A 20415-nucleotide genomic window follows, 5' to 3' on the forward strand; every position below is an offset into this window, starting at 1 on the left:
GGAATTACTCCTCGAATCTCCGACTGCGGCCGTACCAGGTACCGCAGCGGGCGTACGGGCACTGTGCCCGCACGACTTTCACGACGACGGGGGCGGTTCCGGGGAACCGCCCCCGCGGTCAAGTCTTTCAGTACTGCTCGGTCTCCGCGTAACCCGCGTCGTCCAGGTCGTCGGCGCCGAAGGCGTCGGCGGCGGCGGTCGGGTCGAACCCGGGCGGGCTGTCCTTGAGGGCCAGGCCCATGCCGGCCAGCTTCGCCTTGACCTCGTCGATCGACTTCGCACCGAAGTTGCGGATGTCGAGCAGGTCGGCCTCGGAGCGGGCGACGAGCTCACCCACGGTGTGGATGCCCTCGCGCTTGAGGCAGTTGTAGGAGCGGACCGTGAGCTCCAGCTCCTCGATCGGCAGCGCCAGGTCGGCGGCCAGGGCGGCGTCCGTCGGGGACGGGCCCATGTCGATGCCCTCGGCGTCGATGTTCAGCTCGCGGGCGAGGCCGAACAGCTCCACCAGGGTCTTGCCGGCCGAGGCCATGGCGTCGCGCGGACGCATGGCGGGCTTGGTCTCGACGTCGACGATCAGCTTGTCGAAGTCGGTCCGCTGCTCGACACGGGTGGCCTCGACCTTGTAGGTGACCTTCAGCACGGGGCTGTAGATCGAGTCGACCGGGATGCGGCCGATCTCCTGGCCGGAGGCCTTGTTCTGGACGGCGGAGACGTAGCCGCGACCGCGCTCGACGGTCAGCTCCATCTCCAGCTTGCCCTTGCCGTTGAGCGTGGCGAGGATCAGCTCGGGGTTGTGCACCTCGACACCCGCCGGCGGGGCGATGTCGGCGGCGGTGACGACACCCGGGCCCTGCTTGCGCAGGTACATCACGACCGGCTCGTCGTGCTCCGAGGAGACGACCAGCTGCTTGATGTTGAGGATGAGGTCGGTCACGTCCTCCTTGACGCCCGGCACGGTGGTGAACTCGTGCAGGACGCCGTCGATGCGGATGCTGGTGACAGCGGCACCCGGGATCGACGACAGGAGCGTGCGGCGCAGGGAGTTGCCGAGGGTGTAGCCGAAGCCCGGCTCCAGCGGCTCGATCACGAACCGCGAGCGGAACTCGTCGACGACCTCTTCGGTCAGCGAGGGACGCTGAGCGATAAGCATGGGGGATGTTCCTCCAGTTGTCTTCGGCACCCACTATTTGATGCCGACAGGACCAAGCGTACGGGCTCCCGCAGGAAGCGACGAATCACTGTGTGTGGGAGCCCGTACGAGGTTTCAAGCAGTACTACCGAGTGCCCGAAGGCGCTGCGTCAGACGCGGCGGCGCTTCGGCGGACGGCAGCCGTTGTGCGGGGTGGGGGTGACGTCCTGGATCGAGCCGACCTCCAGGCCGGTGGCCTGGAGCGAACGGATCGCGGTCTCGCGGCCGGAGCCCGGACCCTTCACGAAGACGTCGACCTTGCGCATGCCGTGCTCCTGCGCGCGACGGGCAGCGGCCTCGGCGGCCATCTGCGCGGCGAACGGGGTGGACTTGCGCGAGCCCTTGAAGCCGACGTGGCCGGCGGAGGCCCAGGAGATCACGTTGCCCGCGGGGTCGGTGATCGAAACGATGGTGTTGTTGAACGTGCTCTTGATGTGCGCGTGGCCGTGAGCGACGTTCTTCTTTTCCTTGCGGCGGATCTTCTTCGCGCCGGCAGCCTGACGACCCTTGGGGGGCATAAGTCTGTTCTCCTACTGAGGTGGTCGGTCCGCTGACCCGCGGGCCGGAGGGATGTCCGGTTACGGGACGGACTACTTCTTGCCCGGCTTCTTCTTGCCGGCGATCGCGCGACGCGGGCCCTTGCGGGTACGCGCGTTGGTGTGGGTGCGCTGGCCGCGGACCGGCAGGCCCCGACGGTGACGCAGACCCTCGTAGCAGCCGATCTCGACCTTGCGGCGGATGTCGGCGGCCACCTCACGGCGGAGGTCACCCTCGACCGTGTAGTTGGCGTCGATGTACTGGCTCAGCTTGACCAGGTCTTCCTCGGTGATGTCGCGAACGCGGACATCCGGGTTGACGCCGGTCTCGGCGAGGGTCTGCTGGGCGCGGGTACGGCCGATGCCGTACACGTAGGTGAGGGCGATCTCGATCCGCTTCTCACGGGGGAGATCAACGCCGGCGAGGCGTGCCATTCAAGGCTCCTGTGCTTTTTCAGAGGTCTTGCGTGCTACCTACTCCTGCACCTCTCGGTGAGGGAGCCCCGGCCTCTGACCGGGGGTGGCAGTCCGTCCCGGGGGACGGATCGGGCAGCCCGCTTATGACGTTTTCGCGTCGCGCGAAGTACTACGAGAAATGCTGGGGAGAGATCAGCCCTGGCGCTGCTTGTGGCGCAGGTTGTCGCAGATCACCATGACCCGGCCGTGACGGCGGATCACCTTGCACTTGTCGCAGATCTTCTTGACGCTCGGCTTGACCTTCATGCTTCAGGTTCTCCGGGTCTAGATCTGACGTTTTACTTGTAGCGGTAGACGATCCGGCCGCGCGTGAGGTCGTAGGGGCTGAGCTCCACGACGACCCGGTCGTCCGGCAGGATGCGGATGTAGTGCATGCGCATCTTGCCACTGATGTGCGCGAGGACCTTGTGACCGTTCTGCAGCTCGACCTTGAACATCGCGTTCGGAAGAGACTCGATCACGGTGCCCTCGATCTCAATGGCGCCTTGCTTCTTAGCCATGAACTGCGAGATCCACCTTCCGGGACCGGCTACCGTATGCGGAACGCTCGTGCGAACCTGGGTTCACCCCGTCCCCGAGGGGAAGAGGGCGTGCTGAAGCACGCTACGAGTGAGCCGACGGTCCATCCTACGCCAGCGCATCCGGTGGACCAAAACGGGGGTCCCGGAAGGCGGCACCCGTCACACCCGCCGTGTCAGGCCCCGAACGTGACCGTCAGCGGCTCGACCTGCGCGGTGCAGGCCGAGCAGCGACGGGCGGCCTCGGGGATCTCGGTGAGGCACTCGGGGCAGGGGCGCTTCGGGGTCTTCGGCTTCTTCGGCAGGTAGCGCGCGGTCGCCTTGGTGATCGGCAGGACCACGCAGAAGTAGAGCACCGCGGCGGTCATGACGAAGGCGATCAGGACGTTGAGGAACTGGCCGTACGGGAAGGTGACCCCGGCCACCGTCGCCTTGTACGAGCTGAAGTCGCCGGCCGCGCCGACCACCACGCCGACCAGCGGGGTGAGGAAGGCGGACACGAAGCCGGTCACCACCGCGGTGAACGCGGCACCGATGACCACACCGACCGCCATGTCGACGACGTTGCCGCGCATCATGAAGTCGCGGAATCCCTTGAGCACGTGCTGTCTCCTGCTCGCTCGTACGGCCAGTGCCGACCACTGCCAGCCGATAAAAATAGGACAAAAGCCCTGGAGGTCCAAACCTCCAGGACTCGGGCCCCTTCACCGGCGGCGGCGGGCCGCCGCCGGGACTACGCGAGCGGGTCCGGAGCGGCGGTGATGCCCAGCTTCGCCAGTTCGGCCGTGCCGCCGTCGAACGCGGTCAGGACCAGCGGGCCCTGCTCGGTCACGGCCACCGAGTGCTCCCAGTGCGAGGCCCAGGTGCCGTCGTTGGTGACGACCGTCCACTCGTCGTCCAGGACAGTGGTGTGCGGGGTGCCCAGCGAGACCATCGGCTCGATCGCCAGGACCGTGCCGGGGACCAGCTTCGGGCCCTTGCCGCGGCCGCGCTCGACGTAGTTCAGCACGTGCGGCTCCATGTGCATCGCGGTGCCGATGCCGTGGCCGCCGTAGCCCTCGGTGATGCCCCACTTGCCCTTCGGCGGCAGCGGCTGGCGGCGGATGAAGCCCTCGATCGCCTTGGAGACGTCGACCAGGCGGTTGTTCTTCTTCATCTGGGCGATGCCGGCCCACATCGAGCCCTCGGTGACCCGGCTCAGCATCTCGACCTCGGGCCGGACCTCGCCGACCGCCACGCTGATCGCCGCGTCGCCGTGCCAGCCGTCCAGGATGGCCCCGCAGTCGATCGAGATGAGGTCGCCCTCCTGCAGCACCCGCTCGCCCGGGATGCCGTGCACGACCTCGTTGTTCACCGAGGCGCAGATCACGCCCGGGAACCACAGGCCGCCGTGGTGCGCGCGGAAGTTCGAGGTGGCGCCGTGGTCGGTGATGACCTTGTCCGCGATGTCGTTGAGCTCCTGGGTGGTCACCCCCGGAGCGACCGCCTCGCGGCAGGCCTTGAGGGCCTCGGCGACGACCAGCCCGGCCGCTCGCATCTTCGCGATCTGCTCGGGGGTCTTGATCTCCACCATCTGGTCACGCCTTCCAAGTCCGGATTACCACTGCCTACCACCGTACGACGCCGAAACGGCCGGGCCACCCGCTGGGCGGGCGATCCGGCCGTACCGTCGTACGTTCGCCGAGAGACTCAGCTGTCCTGCTTCAGCGCCTCGATCGCGCGGGCGGTGACCTCGTCCACCTTGCCGAGGGCCGGGATGGTCACCAGGAGACCCTGCTCCTTGTAGTACCCGATGATCGGCTCGGTCTCCGTGTGGTAGACCTCCAGGCGCGTGCGCACCTTGTCCTCGGTGTCGTCCGAGCGCTGGTACAGCTCGCCGCCGCACTCGTCGCAGACGCCCTCGGCCTTCGGCGGGTTGTAGTCCACGTGGAAGACGTGGCCGCCGTTGTTGCGGCACAGTCGGCGACCGGCGATCCGGCGGACGACCTCGTCCTCGGGCACCTCCAGGTCGAGCACGCCGTCCAACGCGATGCCCTGCTCGGCGAGGAACTCGTCCAGCGCCTTGGCCTGGCCCAGGTTGCGGGGGAAGCCGTCGAGCAGGAAGCCGTTGACGGCGTCCTCCTGGAGCATGCGGTCCTTGGCCATCCCGATGGTGACCTCGTCCGGTACCAGACGGCCCGCGTCCATGTAGCTCTTGGCCTCGAGCCCCAGCGGGGTGCCCTGGCCGATGTTGGCGCGGAAGAGGTCGCCGGTGGAGATGTGGGGAATGGACAGGGTCTTGGCGAGCAGGTGCGCCTGAGTACCCTTCCCGGCCCCGGGAGGACCAACGAGGACGATACGCATCAGCGGAGGAACCCTTCGTAATTGCGCTGCTGGAGCTGGCTCTCGATCTGCTTCACAGTTTCGAGTCCGACGCCGACGACGATGAGAACGCTGGTGCCGCCGAACGGGAAGTTGGTCTGCTGTCCGAAGGCGACCAGGGCGATCATCGGGATCAACGCGATCAGGCCCAGGTAGAGCGAACCCGGCCACGTGATACGGGTCAGCACGTAGTTCAGGTACTCGGCCGTCGGACGGCCGGCCCGGATGCCCGGGATGAACCCACCATACTTCTTCATATTGTCGGCAACTTCTTCGGGGTTGAAGGAGATGGCGACGTAGAAGAACGCGAAGAAGACGATCAGCAGGAAGTAGGTGGCCATGTAGATCGGGTGGTCACCCTTGACGAAGTTCGTCCGGATCCACGTGGCCCAGCCCGCCTGACTGTTGGTCAGCTGGACCACCAGGGCGGGGATGTAGAGCAGCGACGAGGCGAAGATGACCGGGATGACACCGGCCTGGTTCACCTTGAGCGGGATGTAGGTCGAGGTGCCGCCGAACGCCCGGCGGCCGATCATCCGCTTCGCGTACTGGACCGGGATCCGGCGCTGGGCCTGCTCGACGAAGATGACGAGCATCACGACGATGATGCCGACCGCGACCACGGAGAGGAACTCGACCCAGCCGCCGCCGATGGTGCCGGACTGCTTGATCGCCCACATCGAGGACGGGAACTGCGCCGCGATCGAGGTGAAGATCAGCAGCGACATGCCGTTGCCGATGCCGCGGTCGGTGATCAGCTCGCCCAGCCACATGATGACCGTGGTGCCGGCCGTCATCGTGAGGACCATGACGGCGATGCGGAACACGCCGGTGTCCGGGACGATCTGGTTGGCCAGCGGGCAGCCGGAGAACAGCGCGCCGCTGGAGGCCGTCGCCACGATGCCGGTGCCCTGGAGCACGGCGAGCGCGATGGTCAGGTAGCGGGTGTACTGGGTGATCTTGGTCTGTCCGGCCTGGCCCTCCTTCTTCAGCGCCTCGAGTCGCGGGATCACGACGGTGAGGAGCTGGAGGATGATGCTTGCCGTGATGTACGGCATGATGCCGAGGGCGAAGATCGTCAACTGGAGGAGCGCGCCACCGCTGAACAGGTTGACGAGCCCGAAGAGGCCGCTGTTCTTGGTCTCCTTCACGCACTCGTTCACGGCCGTGAAACTCACGCCCGGAATCGGAATGTGCGAGCCCAGCCGGAACAGCACCATGATGCCCAGCGTGAACAGCAGCTTCTTGCGCAGGTCGGGCGTCTGGAACGCCCGCGCGAACGCACTGAGCACGGTGCCTCCTGCGCCTCCCGCGCGTCGTCGGCGGGAGGGTCGGTCCTGAATGGGGAGTTTGCGGTTCGGGCTCCCGTACAGACGGCACAGGCGAGCCTACGCGCAGCCTACAAGGGAACTCCACGGACTCTAACAGTGCGCGGCCACTCCGAAGAAGCGCGTACGGCCCGTCCCCCACTCACGGGGTACGGGATGCCCGGGTTTGCCACACAAAAGAACGAGGGCCCTTCCGGGGCCCGGAGCGCCGACCGATCCGATTTCCCGACCGCGGCCGAAATCGGGCCACCGGGTCCGGAACGGGCCGGAAAAGGCACGAGCCCCGCACCTCCCGAAGGAGGTGCGGGGCTCGAAAGCGGTATTCAGCGGGCTCAGACGAGCTCGGTGACCGTACCGCCGGCGGCCGTGATCTTCTCGGCGGCGGAGCCGGAGACGGCGTCGACCGTCACCTGCAGCGCAACCGAGACCTCGCCGGTGCCGAGCACCTTGACGAGGGAGTTCTTGCGAACCGCGCCCTTGGCGACCAGGTCCTCGACGGTGACCTCTCCACCCTGCGGGTAGAGCTCGGCCAGCTTGTCGAGGTTGACGACCTGGAACGTGATCTTGAACGGGTTCTTGAAGCCCTTCAGCTTCGGCAGGCGCATGTGGAGCGGCATCTGGCCACCCTCGAAGCGCTGCGGAACCTGGTAGCGGGCCTTGGTGCCCTTGGTACCACGACCGGCAGTCTTACCCTTGGAGGCCTCACCACGACCCACGCGGATCTTGTCGGTCTTGGCACCCGGGGCGGGACGCAGGTTGTGGATCTTGATCGGGTTCTCGCCCATGATCAGTCCACCTCCTCAACCGTCACCAGGTGACGGACCGTGTGGGCCATCCCGCGGATCTCGGGACGGTCCTCCTTCACCACGACGTCGTGCATGCGCTTGAGACCAAGCGAACGCAGGGTGTCACGGTGGTTCTGCTTGCTGCCGATGTACGACTTGGTCTGCGTGATCTTCAGGCGAGCCATCAGGCGCTCACCCCAGCAGCACGCGCCCGCAGCAGAGCGGCGGGGGCCACGTCCTCCAGCGGCAGGCCACGACGGGCGGCGATCTCCTCGGGGCGCACGAGGCCCTTCAGAGCAGCCACGGTGGCGTGCACGATGTTGATCGCGTTGTCGGAGCCGAGCGACTTCGACAGGATGTCGTGGATGCCGGCGCACTCCAGGACGGCGCGCACCGGACCACCGGCGATAACACCGGTACCGGGGGCGGCGGGCTTCAGGAGCACGACGCCGGCGGCCTTCTCACCCTGGATCGGGTGCGGGATGGTGCCCTGGATACGGGGGACCTTGAAGAAGTTCTTCTTGGCCTCCTCAACACCCTTGGCGATGGCGGCCGGAACCTCCTTCGCCTTCCCGTAACCGACACCCACGGTGCCGTCACCGTCGCCCACCACGACCAGCGCGGTGAAGCTGAAACGACGACCACCCTTGACAACCTTGGCGACACGGTTGATCGCGACGACGCGCTCGACGTAAGCGGTCTTCTCGACGGCGGGGGCGTTGCCCCGGTCGTCACGCTTACGGTCGCGCCGCTCGCCACCGCCGGTGCCGCCGCCGGCGCCGCTACCGCGGCGCTGGGGTCCAGCCATTGGAATTACCTCTCTCGATTACGTCCGCCGACAGAGTCGACGAGCGGCTTAGAAGTCGAGCCCGGCCTCGCGGGCCGCGTCCGCCAGGGCGGCGATGCGGCCGGCGTACCGGTTGCCCGCGCGGTCGAAGACGACCGACTCGATGCCGGCGGCCTTGGCGCGCTCGGCGACCAGGCTCCCGACCTTCTTGGCCAGCTCGGTCTTGTCGCCCTCGGCGCCCTTGATGGACACGTCGAGGGTGGACGCCGACGCCAGGGTGTGACCCTTGGCGTCGTCGATGACCTGGGCGACCATGTGACGGTTCGAGCGCGTCACGACGAGGCGCGGACGCACCTCGGTGCCGACGACGCGCTTGCGAACGCGGATCGCGCGGCGCTTGCGAGCGGCGCTCTTGTAGGCGTTGCCCTTGCCGATCTTGACAGAGACACTCATCGCTTACTTACCACTCTTTCCGACCTTGCGGCGGATGACCTCGCCCGCGTACTTGACACCCTTGGCCTTGTACGGGTCCGGCTTGCGCAGCTTGCGGATCTTCGCGGCGACCTCGCCGACCTTCTGCTTGTCGATGCCGTCCACGTGGAACTTGGTGGCGGACTCGACGACGAAGGAGATGCCCTCGGGGGCCTCGACGAGGATCGGGTGGCTGTAGCCCAGCTGGAACTCCATGTCGGAGCCCTTCGCCAGAACTCGGTAGCCGACACCGCTGATCTCCAGCGACTTGCGGTAGCCCGCGGTCACGCCGGTGATCATGTTCGCCACCAGCGTGCGGGTCAGGCCGTGCAGGGCCTTCGACAGACGCTCGTCGTTGGGGCGGGTGACAGCCAGAGTGCCGTCCTCGCCCTTGCCGATCTCGATCGGCGCGGCGACGACGTGGGTGAGGGAGCCCTTCGGGCCCTTCACCGAGACCGTCTGGCCATCGATGGTGACGTCCACGCCAGCGGGGACCTGGATGGGCAGCCGTCCAATGCGCGACATTGCTGTACCTCCGTTTCCCGAATTACCAGACGTAGGCGAGAACTTCTCCGCCTACGCCCTTCTTGGCGGCCTGCTTGTCGGTCAGGAGGCCGGAGGACGTGGAGATGATCGCCACGCCCAGGCCGCCGAGAACCTTCGGCAGGTTGGTGGACTTTGCGTAAACGCGCAGACCCGGCTTGCTGATGCGCTTGATGCCGGCGATGGAGCGCTCACGGTTGGGGCCGAACTTGAGCTCGATGGTCAGCTTCTTGCCGACCTCGCCCTCAGTGGGCTCCTCAACCTTGTAGGAGGAGATGTACCCCTCCTGCTGCAGGATCTCGGCGACGTGCGCCTTGATCTTGCTGGCCGGCATCGCCACGGTGTCGTGGTACGCCGAGTTCGCGTTACGCAGACGCGTGAGCATGTCTGCGATGGGGTCGGTCATGGTCATGATGGCCTCAGGCCTCTCTCGCCGCGGTTTCTCCGCGCCAGGTCCCCCTGCCGCACTCTTCCGAGTTCGTCAGGGGCACAAGCGCAGGGGACCTGCGACGTCGTAAGACTGGGTGCGAGCCCTCCGTAGAGGACCACGGACATCCATGGGGAAGCCGTGGCAGGGGGCCCGACCCCACTACCTTACGGGACTCCGTACGGCAGGCCCAAAACGGGCGGGTGTGGGATCGGGCACCTCTGCTTCGCTGTGTGCCTAAAGCGCCTGGATTACCAGGAGCTCTTGGTCACGCCCGGCAGCTCGCCGCGGTGCGCCATCTCACGGAGGCAGACACGGCAGAGGCCGAACTTGCGGTACACCGAGTGCGGACGGCCGCAGCGCTGGCACCGGGTGTAGGCCCGGACGCCGAACTTCGGCTTCCGCTCGGCCTTCGCGATGAGGGACTTCTTCGCCATTGGCTCACGCCTCCTTGAACGGGAAGCCCAGAGCGCGCAGGAGCGCCCGGCCCTCGTCGTCGGTCTGAGCGGTGGTCACGACGGTGATGTCCATACCGCGCTGACGGTCGACCTTGTCCTGGTCGATCTCGTGGAACATAACCTGCTCGGTCAGACCGAAGGTGTAGTTGCCACGGCCGTCGAACTGCTTCGGGGAAAGACCACGGAAGTCACGGATTCGCGGCAGGGCCAGCGAAACCAGACGGTCCAGGAACTCCCACATGCGGTCACCGCGGAGGGTGACGTGCGTGCCGATCGGCTGGCCCTCGCGCAGCTTGAACTGCGCGATGGACTTGCGAGCCTTGGTCACGGCCGGCTTCTGACCGGTGATCGCGGTCAGGTCGCGGATCGCACCCTCGATCAGCTTGCTGTCACGGGCAGCCTCGCCGACACCCATGTTGACGACGACCTTGACCAGGCCGGGCGTCAGCATGACGTTCTCGTACGAGAACTGCTCCTGCAGCTGACCCTTGATCTCGGAGTTGTAACGCTCCTTGAGACGGGGGGTCACCTTCTCAACAGTCGTCTCAGACATCAGATGTCCTCACCGGTTCGCTTGGCAACGCGGATCTTGTTGCCCTCGTCATCGAAGCGGTAGCCAACGCGGGTGACGACCTTCTTGCCGTCCTTCTCCACGACCAGCTGGACGTTGGAGACGTGCACCGGGGCCTCGACGGTGACGATGCCACCCTGAGTGCCCGGGCCCGGCTTGGTGTGCTTCTTGACCCGGTTCACACCCTCGACCAGGACCTTGTTCTCGGCGGGCATGGCCTGGATGACCTTGCCCTGCTTGCCGCGGTCCTTGCCGGTGATGACCTGAACCAGGTCACCCTTCTTGATCTTCATGCTGTTCGCCATGGGTTAGAGCACCTCCGGCGCAAGCGAGATGATCTTCATGAACTTCTTGTCGCGCAGCTCGCGGCCCACCGGGCCGAAGATGCGGGTACCACGGGGGTCGCCGTCCGTGTTCTTGAGGACGACGGCGGCGTTCTCGTCGAACCGGATGTACGAACCGTCGGGACGACGGCGCGACTTCACGGTACGGACGACGACGCACTTGACGACGTCACCCTTCTTCACCGAACCGCCGGGGATCGCGTCCTTGACGGTGGCGACGATGACGTCCCCGATACCGGCGTAGCGGCGACCGGAACCACCGAGAACGCGGATGCAAAGGATTTCCTTCGCGCCCGTGTTGTCGGCGACACGCAGTCGCGACTCCTGCTGGATCACAGCTTTCTCCTGATCGTCAACGAGAGCTGACGGGCCGGCCGCTGCTCACACCAGCGCCCGCAAGGGGCCTGGTGCACATACGGCCGTACCGCATCAACTTCGTTACTTGGCCTTCTCGAGGATCTCGACGACGCGCCAGCGCTTCGTCGCGGACAGCGGGCGGGTCTCCGCGAGGAGGACCCGGTCGCCGATGCCGCAGGCGTTCGCCTCGTCGTGCGCCTTCAGCTTGTTCGTACGGCGGATGACCTTGCCGTACAGCGCGTGCTTGACGCGGTCCTCGACGGCGACGACGACGGTCTTGTCCATCTTGTCGCTGACGACGAGACCCTCACGGGTCTTGCGGAAACCGCGCGTCTCGTTGGTGTTCTCAGTCATCAGGCGCTCTCCACCGTCTCGATGCCCAGCTCGCGCTCGCGCATCAGGGTGTAGATCCGCGCGATGTCCTTACGGACGAGCTTGAGCCGTCCGTGGTTGTCGAGCTGCCCGGTCGCCGCCTGGAAGCGGAGGTTGAACAGCTCCTCCTTGGCCTCACGGAGCTTGGCAACGAGACCCTCGTTGTCCAGCTCGCGGAGGTCAGCAGCCTTGGTGCCGGCCGACATCAGCTCTCACCTGCCTCGCGCCGGATGATCCGGCACTTCATCGGGAGCTTGTGAGCTGCGCGGGTCAGCGCCTCACGAGCCACCTTCTCGTTGGGGTACGACAGCTCGAACATGACCCGACCCGGGTGCACGTTCGCGATCCACCACTCGGGCGAACCCTTACCGGAACCCATGCGGGTCTCGGCCGGCTTCTTGGTGAGCGGACGGTCCGGGTAGATGTTGATCCAGACCTTGCCGCCACGCTTGATGTGACGGGTGACGGCGATACGAGCGGACTCGATCTGCCGGTTCGTCACGTAGGCCGGGGTGACGGCCTGGATGCCGTACTCGCCGAACGCGAGCTCGGTGCCACCCTTGGCAGCGCCGCGACGCTTGGGGTGGTGCTGCTTGCGGTGCTTGACCCGACGGGGGATCAGCATGGGAGTCAGGCCTCCGTTCCGGTGTTCTCGGCAGCCGGAGCCTCGGCGACCGGGGCCGCGGGGGCCTCGGAAGCGGCGGGGCGACGGCCACGGCCACCGCGCTCGCCACCGCGGCGCTCGCCACCGCGGGCGGGACGACCACCCTCGGGACGGGCCGGGCGGTTGCCCGAGCGGGCAGCGGCGTTCTCAGCGCGGACCTCGGCGATGTTCTTGACGTCGCCCTTGTAGATCCAGACCTTCACGCCGATGCGGCCGAAGGTGGTCTTGGCCTCGAAGAAGCCGTAGTCGACGTTCGCGCGGAGGGTGTGCAGCGGCACGCGACCCTCGCGGTAGAACTCCGAACGGCTCATCTCGGCGCCGCCGAGACGACCGGAGCACTGGACCTTGATGCCCTTGGCGCCGGACTTCATCGTGCCCTGCATCGACTTGCGCATGGCACGACGGAAGGAGACGCGGGAGGACAGCTGCTCCGCGACGCCCTGAGCCACGAGCTGGGCGTCCAGCTCGGGGTTCTTGACCTCGAGGATGTTCAGCTGGACCTGCTTGCCGGTCAGCTTCTCCAGGTTGCCCCGGATCTTGTCGGCCTCCGCGCCGCGGCGGCCGATCACGATGCCCGGACGGGCGGTGTGGATGTCCACGCGGACGCGGTCACGGGTGCGCTCGATCTCAACCTTCGAGATGCCGGCGCGCTCCATGCCCTTCGTCATGAGACGACGGATCGCGACGTCTTCCTTGACGTAGTCCTTGTACAGCTTGTCGGCGTACCAGCGGGACTTGAAGTCCGTGCTGATGCCGAGGCGGAACCCGTGCGGGTTAACCTTCTGGCCCATTACCGGGTCCCTTCCTTGCTGCTGACGACCACGGTGATGTGGCTGGTCCGCTTGCGGATCCGGTAGGCACGGCCCTGGGCACGCGGACGGAACCGCTTCAGGGTCGGACCCTCGTCAACGTACGCCTCGGAGATGTAGAGGTCGTCCACGTTGGAGTGGTTGTAGTTGTGCGCGGCGTTGGCAATGGCGCTGTCGAGCACCTTGCCGACCGGCACGGTGGCGGCCTGCGGAGCGAAACGCAGGACGGCCTGGGCCTCCGTGGCCGGCAGGCCACGGATGAGGTCCACCACGCGGCGGGCCTTCATGGGCGTGACGCGGATGTACCGCGCCTGGGCCCTGGCTTCCATGGTTGTCCCCTTAATGGAGTAAGTCATTGAGTCGTTCTGGCGGTGAAGCTCAGGCGACTAGCGACGCTTCGACTTGCGGTCGTCCTTGACGTGGCCGCGGAAGGTGCGGGTCGGAGCGAACTCGCCCAGCTTGTGGCCGACCATCGACTCGGTGACGAACACCGGGACGTGCTTGCGACCATCGTGAACCGCGATCGTGTGGCCGAGCATGGCCGGGAAGATCACGGAGCGACGGGACCAGGTCTTGATGACGTTCTGGGTACCCGCTTCGTTCTGCGCGTCCACCTTCTTGAGAAGGTGGCCGTCGATGAAGGGGCCCTTCTTGAGACTGCGCGGCATCTGACCTGCTCCTAGCGCTTCTTGTTGGTCTTGCGGCGGCGCACGATGAGAGCGTCCGACGCCTTCTTCGGGCGACGGGTGCGACCCTCCTTCTGGCCCCACGGCGAGACCGGGTGGCGACCACCGGAGGTCTTACCCTCACCACCACCGTGCGGGTGGTCGATCGGGTTCATGGCGACACCACGCACGGTCGGGCGAACGCCCTTCCAGCGCATGCGGCCGGCCTTGCCCCAGTTGATGTTCGACTGCTCGGCGTTGCCGACCTCGCCGACGGTCGCGCGGCAGCGCGCGTCCACCAGGCGGATCTCACCGGAGGGCATGCGCAGGTGCGCCATCTTGCCCTCACGCGCCAGCAGCTGGATGCCGGAGCCGGCGGAGCGGGCCAGCTTGGCACCGCCACCGGGACGCAGCTCCACCGCGTGGATGGTGGTACCGACCGGGATGTTGCGCAGCGGCAGGTTGTTGCCCGGCTTGATGTCGGCGCCAGCGCCGTTCTCGATCCGGTCGCCCTGCGTGATGCCACGCGGCGCGATGATGTAGCGCTTCTCGCCGTCCGCGTAGTGCAGGAGCGCGATGCGCGCGGTGCGGTTCGGGTCGTACTCGATGTGCGCGACCTTGGCCGGCACGCCGTCCTTGTCGTGACGACGGAAGTCGATCACGCGGTAGGCGCGCTTGTGACCGCCACCCTGGTGGCGAACGGTGATCCGACCGGCGTTGTTACGGCCGCCCTTGCTGTGCAGGGGGCGAACCAGCGACTTCTCCGGCGTGGACCGCGTGATCTCTACGAAGTCGGCCACGCTGGAGCCACGACGGCCCGGCGTAGTCGGCTTGTACTTGCGGATGCCCATTTGGCTCTCTCGTCCTCGTCCTTATCGACGATCACGATCTCCGTTAGGAGACCGGACCACCGAAGATGTCGATGCGGTTGCCCTCGGCCAGCGTCACGATGGCGCGCTTGGTGTCCTTGCGCTTGCCAAAGCCCGTCTTGGAGCGCTTGCGCTTGCCCTGACGGTTGATCGTGTTGACAGCCTCGACCTTGACCGAGAAGACCGCCTCGACGGCCTGCTTGATCTGGGTCTTGTTGGCGCCCGGCGACACGATGAACGTGTACTTGTTCTCGTCGAGAAGGCTGTAGCTCTTCTCGGAGATGACCGGCTTCACCAGGACGTCACGGGGGTCCGTGAACGTCTTGCTCGTAACGTCGCTCATCAGGCGGCGCTCCCTTCGAGCTCGCCCTCAGCGGCAACGGCCTTGGCGGACGCGGCGGGACCCGCCACGAAACGCTCGAAGGCGGCCTGGGTGAAGACCACATCGTCGGAGACGAGCACGTCGTAGGTGTTCAGCTGACCGGCGTCCAGGATGTGCACGTGCGGCAGGTTCCGGGCGCTCTTCAGACCCAGCTCGTCGGCACGCTCGACGACGAGGAGGATGTTCTTGCGCTCGGTGATCTTGCCGAACAGGCCCTTGGCGGCCTTGGTCGACGGCACCTCGGCCGCGACCACGTCGGTGACGACGTGGATGCGGTTGTGGCGGGCCCGGTCGGTGAGCGCACCGCGCAGGGCGGCGGCGATCATCTTCTTCGGGGTCCGCTGCGAGTAGTCACGCGGCACGGGACCGTGCACGACGCCACCGCCGGCGAACTGCGGCGCACGGGTCGAGCCCTGACGGGCGCGGCCGGTGCCCTTCTGGCGGTACGGCTTCTTGCCGCCACCGCGGACCTCGCCACGAGTCTTGGTCTTGTGGGTGCCCTGACGGGCCGCAGCGAGCTGCGCCACGACGACCTGGTGCATCAGCGGAACGCTGACCTTCGCGTCGAAGATCTCGGCCGGCAGCTCCAGGCTGCCGGTCTTGTCACCCGAGGGCGACAGGATGTCAATGGTGCTCATATCCTTCACAGCCCCTTCGCCGCGGTGCGGACGAGGACGAGGCCGCCGTTCGGGCCCGGGATCGCACCCTTGATCAGGAGCAGACCCTTCTCCGCGTCAACCGCGTGCACGGTCAGGTTCTGGGTGGTCACACGCTCGTGACCCATCCGGCCGGCCATCTTCAGGCCCTTGAACACGCGGCCCGGGGTGGCGCAGCCACCGATGGAACCGGGCGAACGGTGCTTGCGCTGCACGCCGTGACCGGCGCCGAGGCCCTTGAAGTTGTGACGCTTCATGACACCGGCGAAGCCCTTGCCCTTGGAGGTGCCGGTCACGTCGACCTTGACACCCGCCTCGAACAGCTCAGCGGTGATCTCCTGGCCGAGGGTGTACTCGGACGCGTCCGAGGTACGGAGCTCGACCAGGTGGCGGCGCGGGGTGACACCGGCCTTGGCGAAGTGGCCCGCGAGGGGCTTGTTCACCTTGCGGGGGTCGATCTCGCCGAAGCCGATCTGGACGGCGTCGTAGCCGGCCGGGCTGTCGGCGGTGTGGACCTGGGTCACGACATTGGGCCCAGCCTTGACGACGGTCACCGGAACGACCCGGTTGTTCTCGTCCCAGACCTGGGTCATGCCGAGCTTCTCGCCCAGGATGCCCTTAATCTGCTTAGCCATCTTCGGTGCGCCTCTCAGAGCTTGATCTCGATGTCGACGCCAGCCGGCAGGTCGAGACGCATGAGCGAGTCAACCGTCTTCGGCGTGGGGTCGAGGATGTCGATCAGACGCTTGTGAGTACGCATCTCGAAGTGCTCGCGCGAGTCCTTGTACTTGTGCGGCGAGCGGATGACGCAGTACACGTTCTTCTCAGTGGGCAGCGGCACCGGGCCCGCGACCTGCGCACCAGTACGGATCACCGTCTCGACGATCTTCTTCGCCGAAGAGTCGATGACCTCGTGGTCGTAGGCCTTGAGCCGGATGCGGATCTTCTGTCCCGCCATGGCTACTCAGTAGTCCTTTGTCCTTAGTCACTGCACGACCACCCTCCGACCCCCGCGCTCGGGCGTGTCGCCTGCGCGCTTGCAAAAAACCAACGAATCACTTCGTCGGTTTCGAACTTTCGGGGTTGGGGGCGCCGGGCCGAGGCCCCGCTCACGCTTCCCGGAAGATTCCCGTACTTTCGCCCCGCAGCTGCCGTGGCGTAGAACTCACGCTTGACGGCCATCACGGGAACGACGAGTAGATGGGACTCGCTTCCGGTCCTCCCGGCGGGAGGCGCGCAGCATCGGCACTCAACCGAGCAACTTGGACATACTGCCACATGGAGCAGTCGAGATGCCAATCGGGGCCGGTGAGGTGCTCCTCACCGGCCCCGACGGGGTGATCGACCGCGAAGGTCAGTTCGCGGGCGGGCGCCCGCAGGTCACGTCCACGTCCCTCGACGTGGTGTTGGCGCACCAGAGCTTCATCGGGTCCGGGCCGAAGGTGTACTCGGTCAGGTCCATGTTGATCGGGTTGCAGGCCTGCTTGCCCTTGTACGGCGAGTACTTGGGGCACTGGCCGTTGTCGAGCTGCTGCAGGTGGGCGCGCAGCGCGTCCAGGCCCATGTCCTCGACGCCCGGGTTGGTGGAGGGCATGAAGCGGTTGGCCGACCAGGAGCCGCCCATGGTCGCGAACAGGGCGAGCGCGCACACCAGGCCCGCGGCCAGCTGCGCCATCACCCGCGGCGAGATCCGGGCGGCCCGGGACGGGGCCACCTCGGCCAGCGTGCTCCGGACCCAGCCGAAGCCGCGCTGGTAGGTCAGCATGACGCCCATGACGGCCAGGATGATCAGGCAGTAGAAAATTATCCAGGTCGTGCGCGGGTAGAGCTGGACGGCCTGGTTGTGCTCCATGTGCGAGGCGAACCAGAAGCGCATCAGCCAGGCGCCGGCGAGGACCATGCCGGCGGTGCGGATCACCATGTTGCGCAGGCCCAGGCCCACGCCGATGCCCACGCCGAGCAGCAGGAGCACGCCGAAGCCGGTCTGCCCGGCGATGTCGCCCTGGCCCGGCCAGTTGTGGTACGTCAGGTCGCCGGAGCGGTCCGAGGCCCAGCCCATGACGTAGGCCGGGTCGATGTAGGTGTTGATGTAGGCGTAGCGGTCGAGCGTGGAGGCCCCGAGGCGGACCAGCTGGTAGAGCAGCGGAGCACCGATGACGCCGGCGGTGACCAGCATGGCGCCGAGGAAGACCAGCGCGCGCTTGAGGGCGCTCCGGCCGCGGCGCCACGGGAAGATCATCAGGACCAGGACGAACGAGCCCGGCGCCGCCCACAGGTACCAGCCCGAGTACCAGAGGAACATCACCCCGAACGCGGCGCCGAAGCCGAGGCCGCGCAGCAGCGCCGAGCGGGTCGAGAGTTCGTCGACCCGGCGGATCTCCCGGAAGCAGGCCGCCAGCAGCGGCAGCAGCACCAGCATCGAGCCGTGGCTGTACGGGCGGATCGGGTCGAGGAAGACGATCGACGCCGGCACCGCGATCGCCATCGCCCAGAACGGGCGCAGCAGCAGGCGCCAGGACAGGTAGGCCATCGGGCCGACGAGCGCGCTGAGGATCAGCTGCAGGTCCTTGAGCGCGTGGCCCACACCGGCGATGCCGTTGTGGAAGAACTTGGCCCAGACCGCGAGCAGGGCGGGGAACAGCGGGGGGTACACCCCGGGCAGGCCCTTCCCGCGCAGCATGTCGTTGGCCATGCCCATCAGGTTGCCCGGGTCGCCCTCCTGGCCGCCGAGGCCCCAGGGGGTGCCGTGCAGGGCGACCACGATGCCGCCGGCCACCACGCCGGTGCCCAGGCCCGCGACGGCGGCGCACGCCAGCCGCTGCGCGACCCGGTAGTAGCGCAGCGTCCCGCGGTAGGCGAGCAGCAGCAGCACCGCGAGGACCGGGATGCCCAGGAGCGCCGCGTACTGCTGGATCTTGGCGAGCCCACTGACCTGGCCGATCCGGGTGGTGGGGTTGACGCTGATGTGCGTGCACAGCAGCATGAAGCCGAGCGCGACGCCGACGCTGACGAGGCCTTCCGCCAGCGGGAGGAACCAGCGCTTCTCCGTCCACCGCGAGAAGCGGTCGCCCCGACGGCCGCTCGGCGATCCGTCGGAGGACGCCGTGGTCGCCTCGTCGTCGGGCACGCCGGCGCGGCCGCCGACGACGTCCGGGGCCAAATCCGTCATGTCTCTTCGCTTCCGTGAAGCGGCGCACTGCCGCGGGTCGGACCGGCTCGCCGGATGCGGGCGAGCTCTGCGGGCGGCGGCCGAGCGCCCGATCGGCACAGGTCGGCCGAAACTCCTGACGTGCTGCGGGCCTCCGGCGGATGGATCATCGCCGCCGGCGATGCCGGGCCCTGGCCGGGACTCATGGTAATCGCACCCCCAAGAGCGTGTCATGGCGTGCCCCCGGCCCATCAGGGGCCCCTGCCGCCCCGGTGGGGGCCCGGCCCCGGCGGATAGGGTGAGGCGCGCAGTCCACGTCCCTCCACGACCACCGGCCCGGAGTCCCCCGCCCATGTCGCACACCGCACGCAAGAGGTCGGTCCTGACGGCCAGTCCGCCGCTGTCGGAGGCCCTCGGACGGAAGAACGGCTTCGGCCTCCTCCGGCTCGTCCTCGCCCTGGCCGTGATCTTCGCCCACGCGATGCCCCTGGGGCTGGGCAAGGCCGACCTCGGGCTGCTGGAGAGCCGCGGCCAGACCAACGTCGGCGCGATCGCGGTGAGCGGCTTCTTCGTGCTCTCCGGGCTGCTGATCACCCGCAGCGGCATGCGGCTGAGCCCGGCCCGGTTCCTCTGGAACCGGGCCATCCGCATCCTCCCCGGGCTCTGGGCCTGCCTGCTGCTGACGGCGCTCGTGGTCGCCCCGGTCGTCGCGTACCACCAGGGCCGGCTGGCCGGTTTCTGGTCGCACCCGGAGGGGCCGCTGGCGTACCTGGAGGCCAACTGGTCCATCGGAGTGTCCCAGTGGGGCATCTCCGGGCTGCTCGACCACGTGCCGCACCCCACCGCCTTCAACGGCTCGGTGTGGTCGCTGGCGTACGAGGTGCTCTGCTACCTGCTGGTGGTCGCCCTGGCCGCGGTCGGCGTGCTGCGCCGGGCGCGCTGGGCCGTCGCGGTGATGGTCCTCGGGCTCTACGCGTACATGGTCCACCTGGCCTCGGACTTCCATCTGCTGCGCGCCCCCGAGTACGCGCCGGCCGGCCTCACCGGCTGGCAGCTGCCGTTCCTGGGCTCGATCAGCCTGGACATGTTCATACCGCTGACCTTCATGTTCGGCCTCGGCGCGGTCGCGGAGCTGTACAAGAACCGGCTGCCGATCAACGACCCGGCCGGTGTCCTGGCCGCCCTGGTCTTCCTCGGCACCGCCCGGTACGGCGGCTTCACCCTGTTCGGCCTGCCGGCCTTCGCCTACCTGCTGATCTGGCTGGCCTGCCGGATGCCCGGCCCGCTGACGAAGGTCGGCACCAAGGTCGACCTCTCGTACGGGGTGTACATCTACGCATTCCCGATCCAGCAGTGCCTCGCGCTCTGGGGCGTCAACAAGCACGGGTACTGGACCTACACCGCGGCCTCGGTGGCGCTCTCGGTCGTCGCCGCGTTCTGCTCCTGGCACGCCGTGGAGAAGCCGGCGCTGAAGCTGAAGGACCTGGGCCTGCGCAAGCCGCCCCGGCAGCAGCAGCCGCCGGCGGCGCCGGCTCGGCCGCTGTCGCAGGCCTCGGCCTGACCCCCGCCCCCGAACGGAACCGGGCCCGGTACGCACACCGCGTAGAAGCGGGCGCTACTTCCCCACCCCCAGCCCACGAGACCAGCTGCTATCGCGTCTTCCCCGGGCTGCCGGCCGGCGGGGGGGCGGGGGGCGGC

At 67.5% G+C, this 20415-nt stretch carries 32 protein-coding genes; 1 reads left to right on the forward strand and 31 read right to left on the reverse strand.

The window, feature by feature from the left end:
- Window positions 1–127: 127 nt before the first annotated feature.
- The 31 genes from ACFV0O_RS15125 to ACFV0O_RS15275 all read right to left on the reverse strand — a co-directional run bounded on the left by ACFV0O_RS15125 (window position 128) and on the right by ACFV0O_RS15275 (window position 18738).
- On the reverse strand, window positions 128–1150 hold the full coding sequence (locus ACFV0O_RS15125; protein WP_380341304.1) for a DNA-directed RNA polymerase subunit alpha: 1023 nt from the start codon (window positions 1148–1150) through the stop codon (window positions 128–130).
- A gap of 149 nt (window positions 1151–1299) precedes the next feature.
- Complete coding sequence (gene rpsK / locus ACFV0O_RS15130; RefSeq protein WP_030232513.1) at window positions 1300–1707, reverse strand: 30S ribosomal protein S11; 408 nt, start codon at window positions 1705–1707, stop codon at window positions 1300–1302.
- 72 nt (window positions 1708–1779) lie between these two features.
- The gene (gene rpsM, locus ACFV0O_RS15135; protein ID WP_030259703.1) at window positions 1780–2160 is read right to left on the reverse strand and encodes a 30S ribosomal protein S13; all 381 of its coding nucleotides are present in this window, start codon (window positions 2158–2160) and stop codon (window positions 1780–1782) included.
- 174 nt (window positions 2161–2334) lie between these two features.
- The gene (gene rpmJ, locus ACFV0O_RS15140) at window positions 2335–2448 is read right to left on the reverse strand and encodes a 50S ribosomal protein L36 (RefSeq protein WP_003956441.1); all 114 of its coding nucleotides are present in this window, start codon (window positions 2446–2448) and stop codon (window positions 2335–2337) included.
- A gap of 32 nt (window positions 2449–2480) precedes the next feature.
- On the reverse strand, window positions 2481–2702 hold the full coding sequence (gene infA, locus ACFV0O_RS15145) for a translation initiation factor IF-1 (RefSeq protein WP_003956442.1): 222 nt from the start codon (window positions 2700–2702) through the stop codon (window positions 2481–2483).
- 194 nt (window positions 2703–2896) lie between these two features.
- Complete coding sequence (gene mscL, locus ACFV0O_RS15150; protein ID WP_380341307.1) at window positions 2897–3322, reverse strand: large conductance mechanosensitive channel protein MscL; 426 nt, start codon at window positions 3320–3322, stop codon at window positions 2897–2899.
- A gap of 131 nt (window positions 3323–3453) precedes the next feature.
- Window positions 3454–4293, reverse strand: coding sequence for a type I methionyl aminopeptidase (gene map / locus ACFV0O_RS15155; RefSeq protein ID WP_380341310.1), 840 nt, complete (start codon window positions 4291–4293; stop codon window positions 3454–3456).
- Window positions 4294–4409: 116 nt separating this feature from the next.
- Window positions 4410–5063, reverse strand: coding sequence for an adenylate kinase (locus ACFV0O_RS15160; RefSeq protein WP_380341311.1), 654 nt, complete (start codon window positions 5061–5063; stop codon window positions 4410–4412).
- A complete protein-coding gene (gene secY / locus ACFV0O_RS15165; protein WP_360254668.1) occupies window positions 5063–6373 on the reverse strand; it encodes a preprotein translocase subunit SecY in 1311 nt (436 codons plus the stop codon). Before secY ends, ACFV0O_RS15160 begins: the two co-directional genes overlap by 1 nt.
- Before the next feature lie 368 nt (window positions 6374–6741).
- A complete protein-coding gene (gene rplO, locus ACFV0O_RS15170; RefSeq protein WP_360254666.1) occupies window positions 6742–7194 on the reverse strand; it encodes a 50S ribosomal protein L15 in 453 nt (150 codons plus the stop codon).
- A 2-nt stretch (window positions 7195–7196) separates the two neighbouring features.
- Window positions 7197–7379 carry a 50S ribosomal protein L30 gene (rpmD, locus tag ACFV0O_RS15175; RefSeq protein ID WP_030055835.1) on the reverse strand — a complete coding sequence of 61 codons (183 nt, stop codon included), beginning with the start codon at window positions 7377–7379 and terminating at the stop codon, window positions 7197–7199.
- Entirely contained in the window at window positions 7379–8002 is a 624-nt protein-coding gene (gene rpsE / locus ACFV0O_RS15180; RefSeq protein ID WP_030055834.1) for a 30S ribosomal protein S5, read from the reverse strand. Before rpsE ends, rpmD begins: the two co-directional genes overlap by 1 nt.
- 48 nt (window positions 8003–8050) lie before the next feature.
- Complete coding sequence (rplR, locus tag ACFV0O_RS15185) at window positions 8051–8434, reverse strand: 50S ribosomal protein L18 (protein ID WP_030280785.1); 384 nt, start codon at window positions 8432–8434, stop codon at window positions 8051–8053.
- Between the two features lie 3 nt (window positions 8435–8437).
- Window positions 8438–8977 (reverse strand): 50S ribosomal protein L6, encoded by a 540-nt coding sequence (gene rplF / locus ACFV0O_RS15190; protein ID WP_360254664.1) that lies wholly within the window; start codon window positions 8975–8977, stop codon window positions 8438–8440.
- A gap of 22 nt (window positions 8978–8999) precedes the next feature.
- Window positions 9000–9407: a 30S ribosomal protein S8 gene (rpsH, locus tag ACFV0O_RS15195; RefSeq protein WP_354641027.1), complete on the reverse strand. Its 408-nt coding sequence runs from the start codon at window positions 9405–9407 to the stop codon at window positions 9000–9002.
- Window positions 9408–9673: 266 nt separating this feature from the next.
- On the reverse strand, window positions 9674–9859 hold the full coding sequence (locus ACFV0O_RS15200; protein ID WP_030393303.1) for a type Z 30S ribosomal protein S14: 186 nt from the start codon (window positions 9857–9859) through the stop codon (window positions 9674–9676).
- Between the two features lie 4 nt (window positions 9860–9863).
- Entirely contained in the window at window positions 9864–10433 is a 570-nt protein-coding gene (gene rplE, locus ACFV0O_RS15205; protein ID WP_030393302.1) for a 50S ribosomal protein L5, read from the reverse strand.
- The gene (gene rplX, locus ACFV0O_RS15210; RefSeq protein ID WP_030055828.1) at window positions 10433–10744 is read right to left on the reverse strand and encodes a 50S ribosomal protein L24; all 312 of its coding nucleotides are present in this window, start codon (window positions 10742–10744) and stop codon (window positions 10433–10435) included. The genes rplE and rplX overlap by 1 nt, the downstream gene beginning before the upstream one ends.
- A 15-nt stretch (window positions 10745–10759) precedes the next feature.
- Window positions 10760–11131, reverse strand: coding sequence for a 50S ribosomal protein L14 (rplN, locus tag ACFV0O_RS15215; protein WP_030393301.1), 372 nt, complete (start codon window positions 11129–11131; stop codon window positions 10760–10762).
- A 102-nt stretch (window positions 11132–11233) separates the two neighbouring features.
- Window positions 11234–11506 (reverse strand): 30S ribosomal protein S17, encoded by a 273-nt coding sequence (gene rpsQ, locus ACFV0O_RS15220; RefSeq protein ID WP_030055826.1) that lies wholly within the window; start codon window positions 11504–11506, stop codon window positions 11234–11236.
- Window positions 11506–11730, reverse strand: a complete 225-nt coding sequence (rpmC, locus tag ACFV0O_RS15225; protein ID WP_049649042.1) for a 50S ribosomal protein L29 — start codon at window positions 11728–11730, stop codon at window positions 11506–11508. The genes rpsQ and rpmC overlap by 1 nt, the downstream gene beginning before the upstream one ends.
- Entirely contained in the window at window positions 11730–12149 is a 420-nt protein-coding gene (gene rplP / locus ACFV0O_RS15230; protein ID WP_030055824.1) for a 50S ribosomal protein L16, read from the reverse strand. The genes rpmC and rplP overlap by 1 nt, the downstream gene beginning before the upstream one ends.
- Window positions 12150–12154: 5 nt before the next feature.
- Complete coding sequence (gene rpsC, locus ACFV0O_RS15235) at window positions 12155–12979, reverse strand: 30S ribosomal protein S3 (protein WP_360254661.1); 825 nt, start codon at window positions 12977–12979, stop codon at window positions 12155–12157.
- The gene (gene rplV / locus ACFV0O_RS15240; RefSeq protein ID WP_095874452.1) at window positions 12979–13326 is read right to left on the reverse strand and encodes a 50S ribosomal protein L22; all 348 of its coding nucleotides are present in this window, start codon (window positions 13324–13326) and stop codon (window positions 12979–12981) included. The genes rpsC and rplV overlap by 1 nt, the downstream gene beginning before the upstream one ends.
- A gap of 57 nt (window positions 13327–13383) precedes the next feature.
- Window positions 13384–13665 (reverse strand): 30S ribosomal protein S19, encoded by a 282-nt coding sequence (gene rpsS, locus ACFV0O_RS15245; protein ID WP_030055821.1) that lies wholly within the window; start codon window positions 13663–13665, stop codon window positions 13384–13386.
- A gap of 11 nt (window positions 13666–13676) precedes the next feature.
- The gene (gene rplB, locus ACFV0O_RS15250; RefSeq protein WP_030393297.1) at window positions 13677–14513 is read right to left on the reverse strand and encodes a 50S ribosomal protein L2; all 837 of its coding nucleotides are present in this window, start codon (window positions 14511–14513) and stop codon (window positions 13677–13679) included.
- A gap of 43 nt (window positions 14514–14556) precedes the next feature.
- Window positions 14557–14874 carry a 50S ribosomal protein L23 gene (gene rplW / locus ACFV0O_RS15255; RefSeq protein ID WP_030280768.1) on the reverse strand — a complete coding sequence of 106 codons (318 nt, stop codon included), beginning with the start codon at window positions 14872–14874 and terminating at the stop codon, window positions 14557–14559.
- A complete protein-coding gene (gene rplD, locus ACFV0O_RS15260) occupies window positions 14874–15551 on the reverse strand; it encodes a 50S ribosomal protein L4 (RefSeq protein ID WP_093861718.1) in 678 nt (225 codons plus the stop codon). The genes rplW and rplD overlap by 1 nt, the downstream gene beginning before the upstream one ends.
- A 5-nt stretch (window positions 15552–15556) precedes the next feature.
- Window positions 15557–16204: a 50S ribosomal protein L3 gene (gene rplC / locus ACFV0O_RS15265; protein WP_360254659.1), complete on the reverse strand. Its 648-nt coding sequence runs from the start codon at window positions 16202–16204 to the stop codon at window positions 15557–15559.
- 14 nt (window positions 16205–16218) lie between these two features.
- The gene (rpsJ, locus tag ACFV0O_RS15270; RefSeq protein WP_012785157.1) at window positions 16219–16527 is read right to left on the reverse strand and encodes a 30S ribosomal protein S10; all 309 of its coding nucleotides are present in this window, start codon (window positions 16525–16527) and stop codon (window positions 16219–16221) included.
- A 396-nt stretch (window positions 16528–16923) separates the two neighbouring features.
- Complete coding sequence (locus ACFV0O_RS15275; RefSeq protein ID WP_380341320.1) at window positions 16924–18738, reverse strand: hypothetical protein; 1815 nt, start codon at window positions 18736–18738, stop codon at window positions 16924–16926.
- Window positions 18739–19069: 331 nt separating this feature from the next.
- On the opposite strand from ACFV0O_RS15275, the gene ACFV0O_RS15280 reads away from it, so the two are divergent.
- Window positions 19070–20278, forward strand: coding sequence for an acyltransferase family protein (locus tag ACFV0O_RS15280; RefSeq protein ID WP_380341323.1), 1209 nt, complete (start codon window positions 19070–19072; stop codon window positions 20276–20278).
- The last annotated feature ends 137 nt before the right edge of the window (window positions 20279–20415 follow it).

It is taken from the genome of Kitasatospora sp. NPDC059577, from assembly GCF_042735475.1.
In the GTDB taxonomy this organism is placed as follows: domain Bacteria; phylum Actinomycetota; class Actinomycetes; order Streptomycetales; family Streptomycetaceae; genus Kitasatospora.

Bases quoted from the DNA above. Each gene is read 5' to 3' on its own strand.
- rplX (WP_030055828.1), bottom strand. From the start codon at position 10,744: ATGAAGATCAAGAAGGGTGACCTGGTTCAGGTCATCACCGGCAAGGAC.
- rpsS (WP_030055821.1), bottom strand. From the start codon at position 13,665: ATGCCGCGCAGTCTCAAGAAGGGCCCCTTCATCGACGGCCACCTTCTC.
- rplF (WP_360254664.1), bottom strand. From the start codon at position 8,977: ATGTCGCGCATTGGACGGCTGCCCATCCAGGTCCCCGCTGGCGTGGAC.
- rpmJ (WP_003956441.1), bottom strand. From the start codon at position 2,448: ATGAAGGTCAAGCCGAGCGTCAAGAAGATCTGCGACAAGTGCAAGGTG.
- infA (WP_003956442.1), bottom strand. From the start codon at position 2,702: ATGGCTAAGAAGCAAGGCGCCATTGAGATCGAGGGCACCGTGATCGAG.
- rplE (WP_030393302.1), bottom strand. From the start codon at position 10,433: ATGTCTGAGACGACTGTTGAGAAGGTGACCCCCCGTCTCAAGGAGCGT.
- rpsC (WP_360254661.1), bottom strand. From the start codon at position 12,979: ATGGGCCAGAAGGTTAACCCGCACGGGTTCCGCCTCGGCATCAGCACG.
- rplB (WP_030393297.1), bottom strand. From the start codon at position 14,513: ATGGGCATCCGCAAGTACAAGCCGACTACGCCGGGCCGTCGTGGCTCC.
- ACFV0O_RS15280 (WP_380341323.1), top strand. From the start codon at position 19,070: ATGTCGCACACCGCACGCAAGAGGTCGGTCCTGACGGCCAGTCCGCCG.
- rpsQ (WP_030055826.1), bottom strand. From the start codon at position 11,506: ATGACTGAGAACACCAACGAGACGCGCGGTTTCCGCAAGACCCGTGAG.
- rpmD (WP_030055835.1), bottom strand. From the start codon at position 7,379: ATGGCTCGCCTGAAGATCACGCAGACCAAGTCGTACATCGGCAGCAAG.
- rpsE (WP_030055834.1), bottom strand. From the start codon at position 8,002: ATGGCTGGACCCCAGCGCCGCGGTAGCGGCGCCGGCGGCGGCACCGGC.
- rpsK (WP_030232513.1), bottom strand. From the start codon at position 1,707: ATGCCCCCCAAGGGTCGTCAGGCTGCCGGCGCGAAGAAGATCCGCCGC.
- rpsM (WP_030259703.1), bottom strand. From the start codon at position 2,160: ATGGCACGCCTCGCCGGCGTTGATCTCCCCCGTGAGAAGCGGATCGAG.
- ACFV0O_RS15275 (WP_380341320.1), bottom strand. From the start codon at position 18,738: ATGACGGATTTGGCCCCGGACGTCGTCGGCGGCCGCGCCGGCGTGCCC.
- rplW (WP_030280768.1), bottom strand. From the start codon at position 14,874: ATGAGCGACGTTACGAGCAAGACGTTCACGGACCCCCGTGACGTCCTG.
- rplO (WP_360254666.1), bottom strand. From the start codon at position 7,194: ATGGGCGAGAACCCGATCAAGATCCACAACCTGCGTCCCGCCCCGGGT.
- rplC (WP_360254659.1), bottom strand. From the start codon at position 16,204: ATGGCTAAGCAGATTAAGGGCATCCTGGGCGAGAAGCTCGGCATGACC.
- rplP (WP_030055824.1), bottom strand. From the start codon at position 12,149: ATGCTGATCCCCCGTCGGGTCAAGCACCGCAAGCAGCACCACCCCAAG.
- rpmC (WP_049649042.1), bottom strand. From the start codon at position 11,730: ATGTCGGCCGGCACCAAGGCTGCTGACCTCCGCGAGCTGGACAACGAG.
- rpsJ (WP_012785157.1), bottom strand. From the start codon at position 16,527: ATGGCGGGACAGAAGATCCGCATCCGGCTCAAGGCCTACGACCACGAG.
- map (WP_380341310.1), bottom strand. From the start codon at position 4,293: ATGGTGGAGATCAAGACCCCCGAGCAGATCGCGAAGATGCGAGCGGCC.
- rplR (WP_030280785.1), bottom strand. From the start codon at position 8,434: ATGAGTGTCTCTGTCAAGATCGGCAAGGGCAACGCCTACAAGAGCGCC.
- ACFV0O_RS15125 (WP_380341304.1), bottom strand. From the start codon at position 1,150: ATGCTTATCGCTCAGCGTCCCTCGCTGACCGAAGAGGTCGTCGACGAG.
- ACFV0O_RS15160 (WP_380341311.1), bottom strand. From the start codon at position 5,063: ATGCGTATCGTCCTCGTTGGTCCTCCCGGGGCCGGGAAGGGTACTCAG.
- rplD (WP_093861718.1), bottom strand. From the start codon at position 15,551: ATGAGCACCATTGACATCCTGTCGCCCTCGGGTGACAAGACCGGCAGC.
- rplV (WP_095874452.1), bottom strand. From the start codon at position 13,326: ATGGAAGCCAGGGCCCAGGCGCGGTACATCCGCGTCACGCCCATGAAG.
- ACFV0O_RS15200 (WP_030393303.1), bottom strand. From the start codon at position 9,859: ATGGCGAAGAAGTCCCTCATCGCGAAGGCCGAGCGGAAGCCGAAGTTC.
- rpsH (WP_354641027.1), bottom strand. From the start codon at position 9,407: ATGACCATGACCGACCCCATCGCAGACATGCTCACGCGTCTGCGTAAC.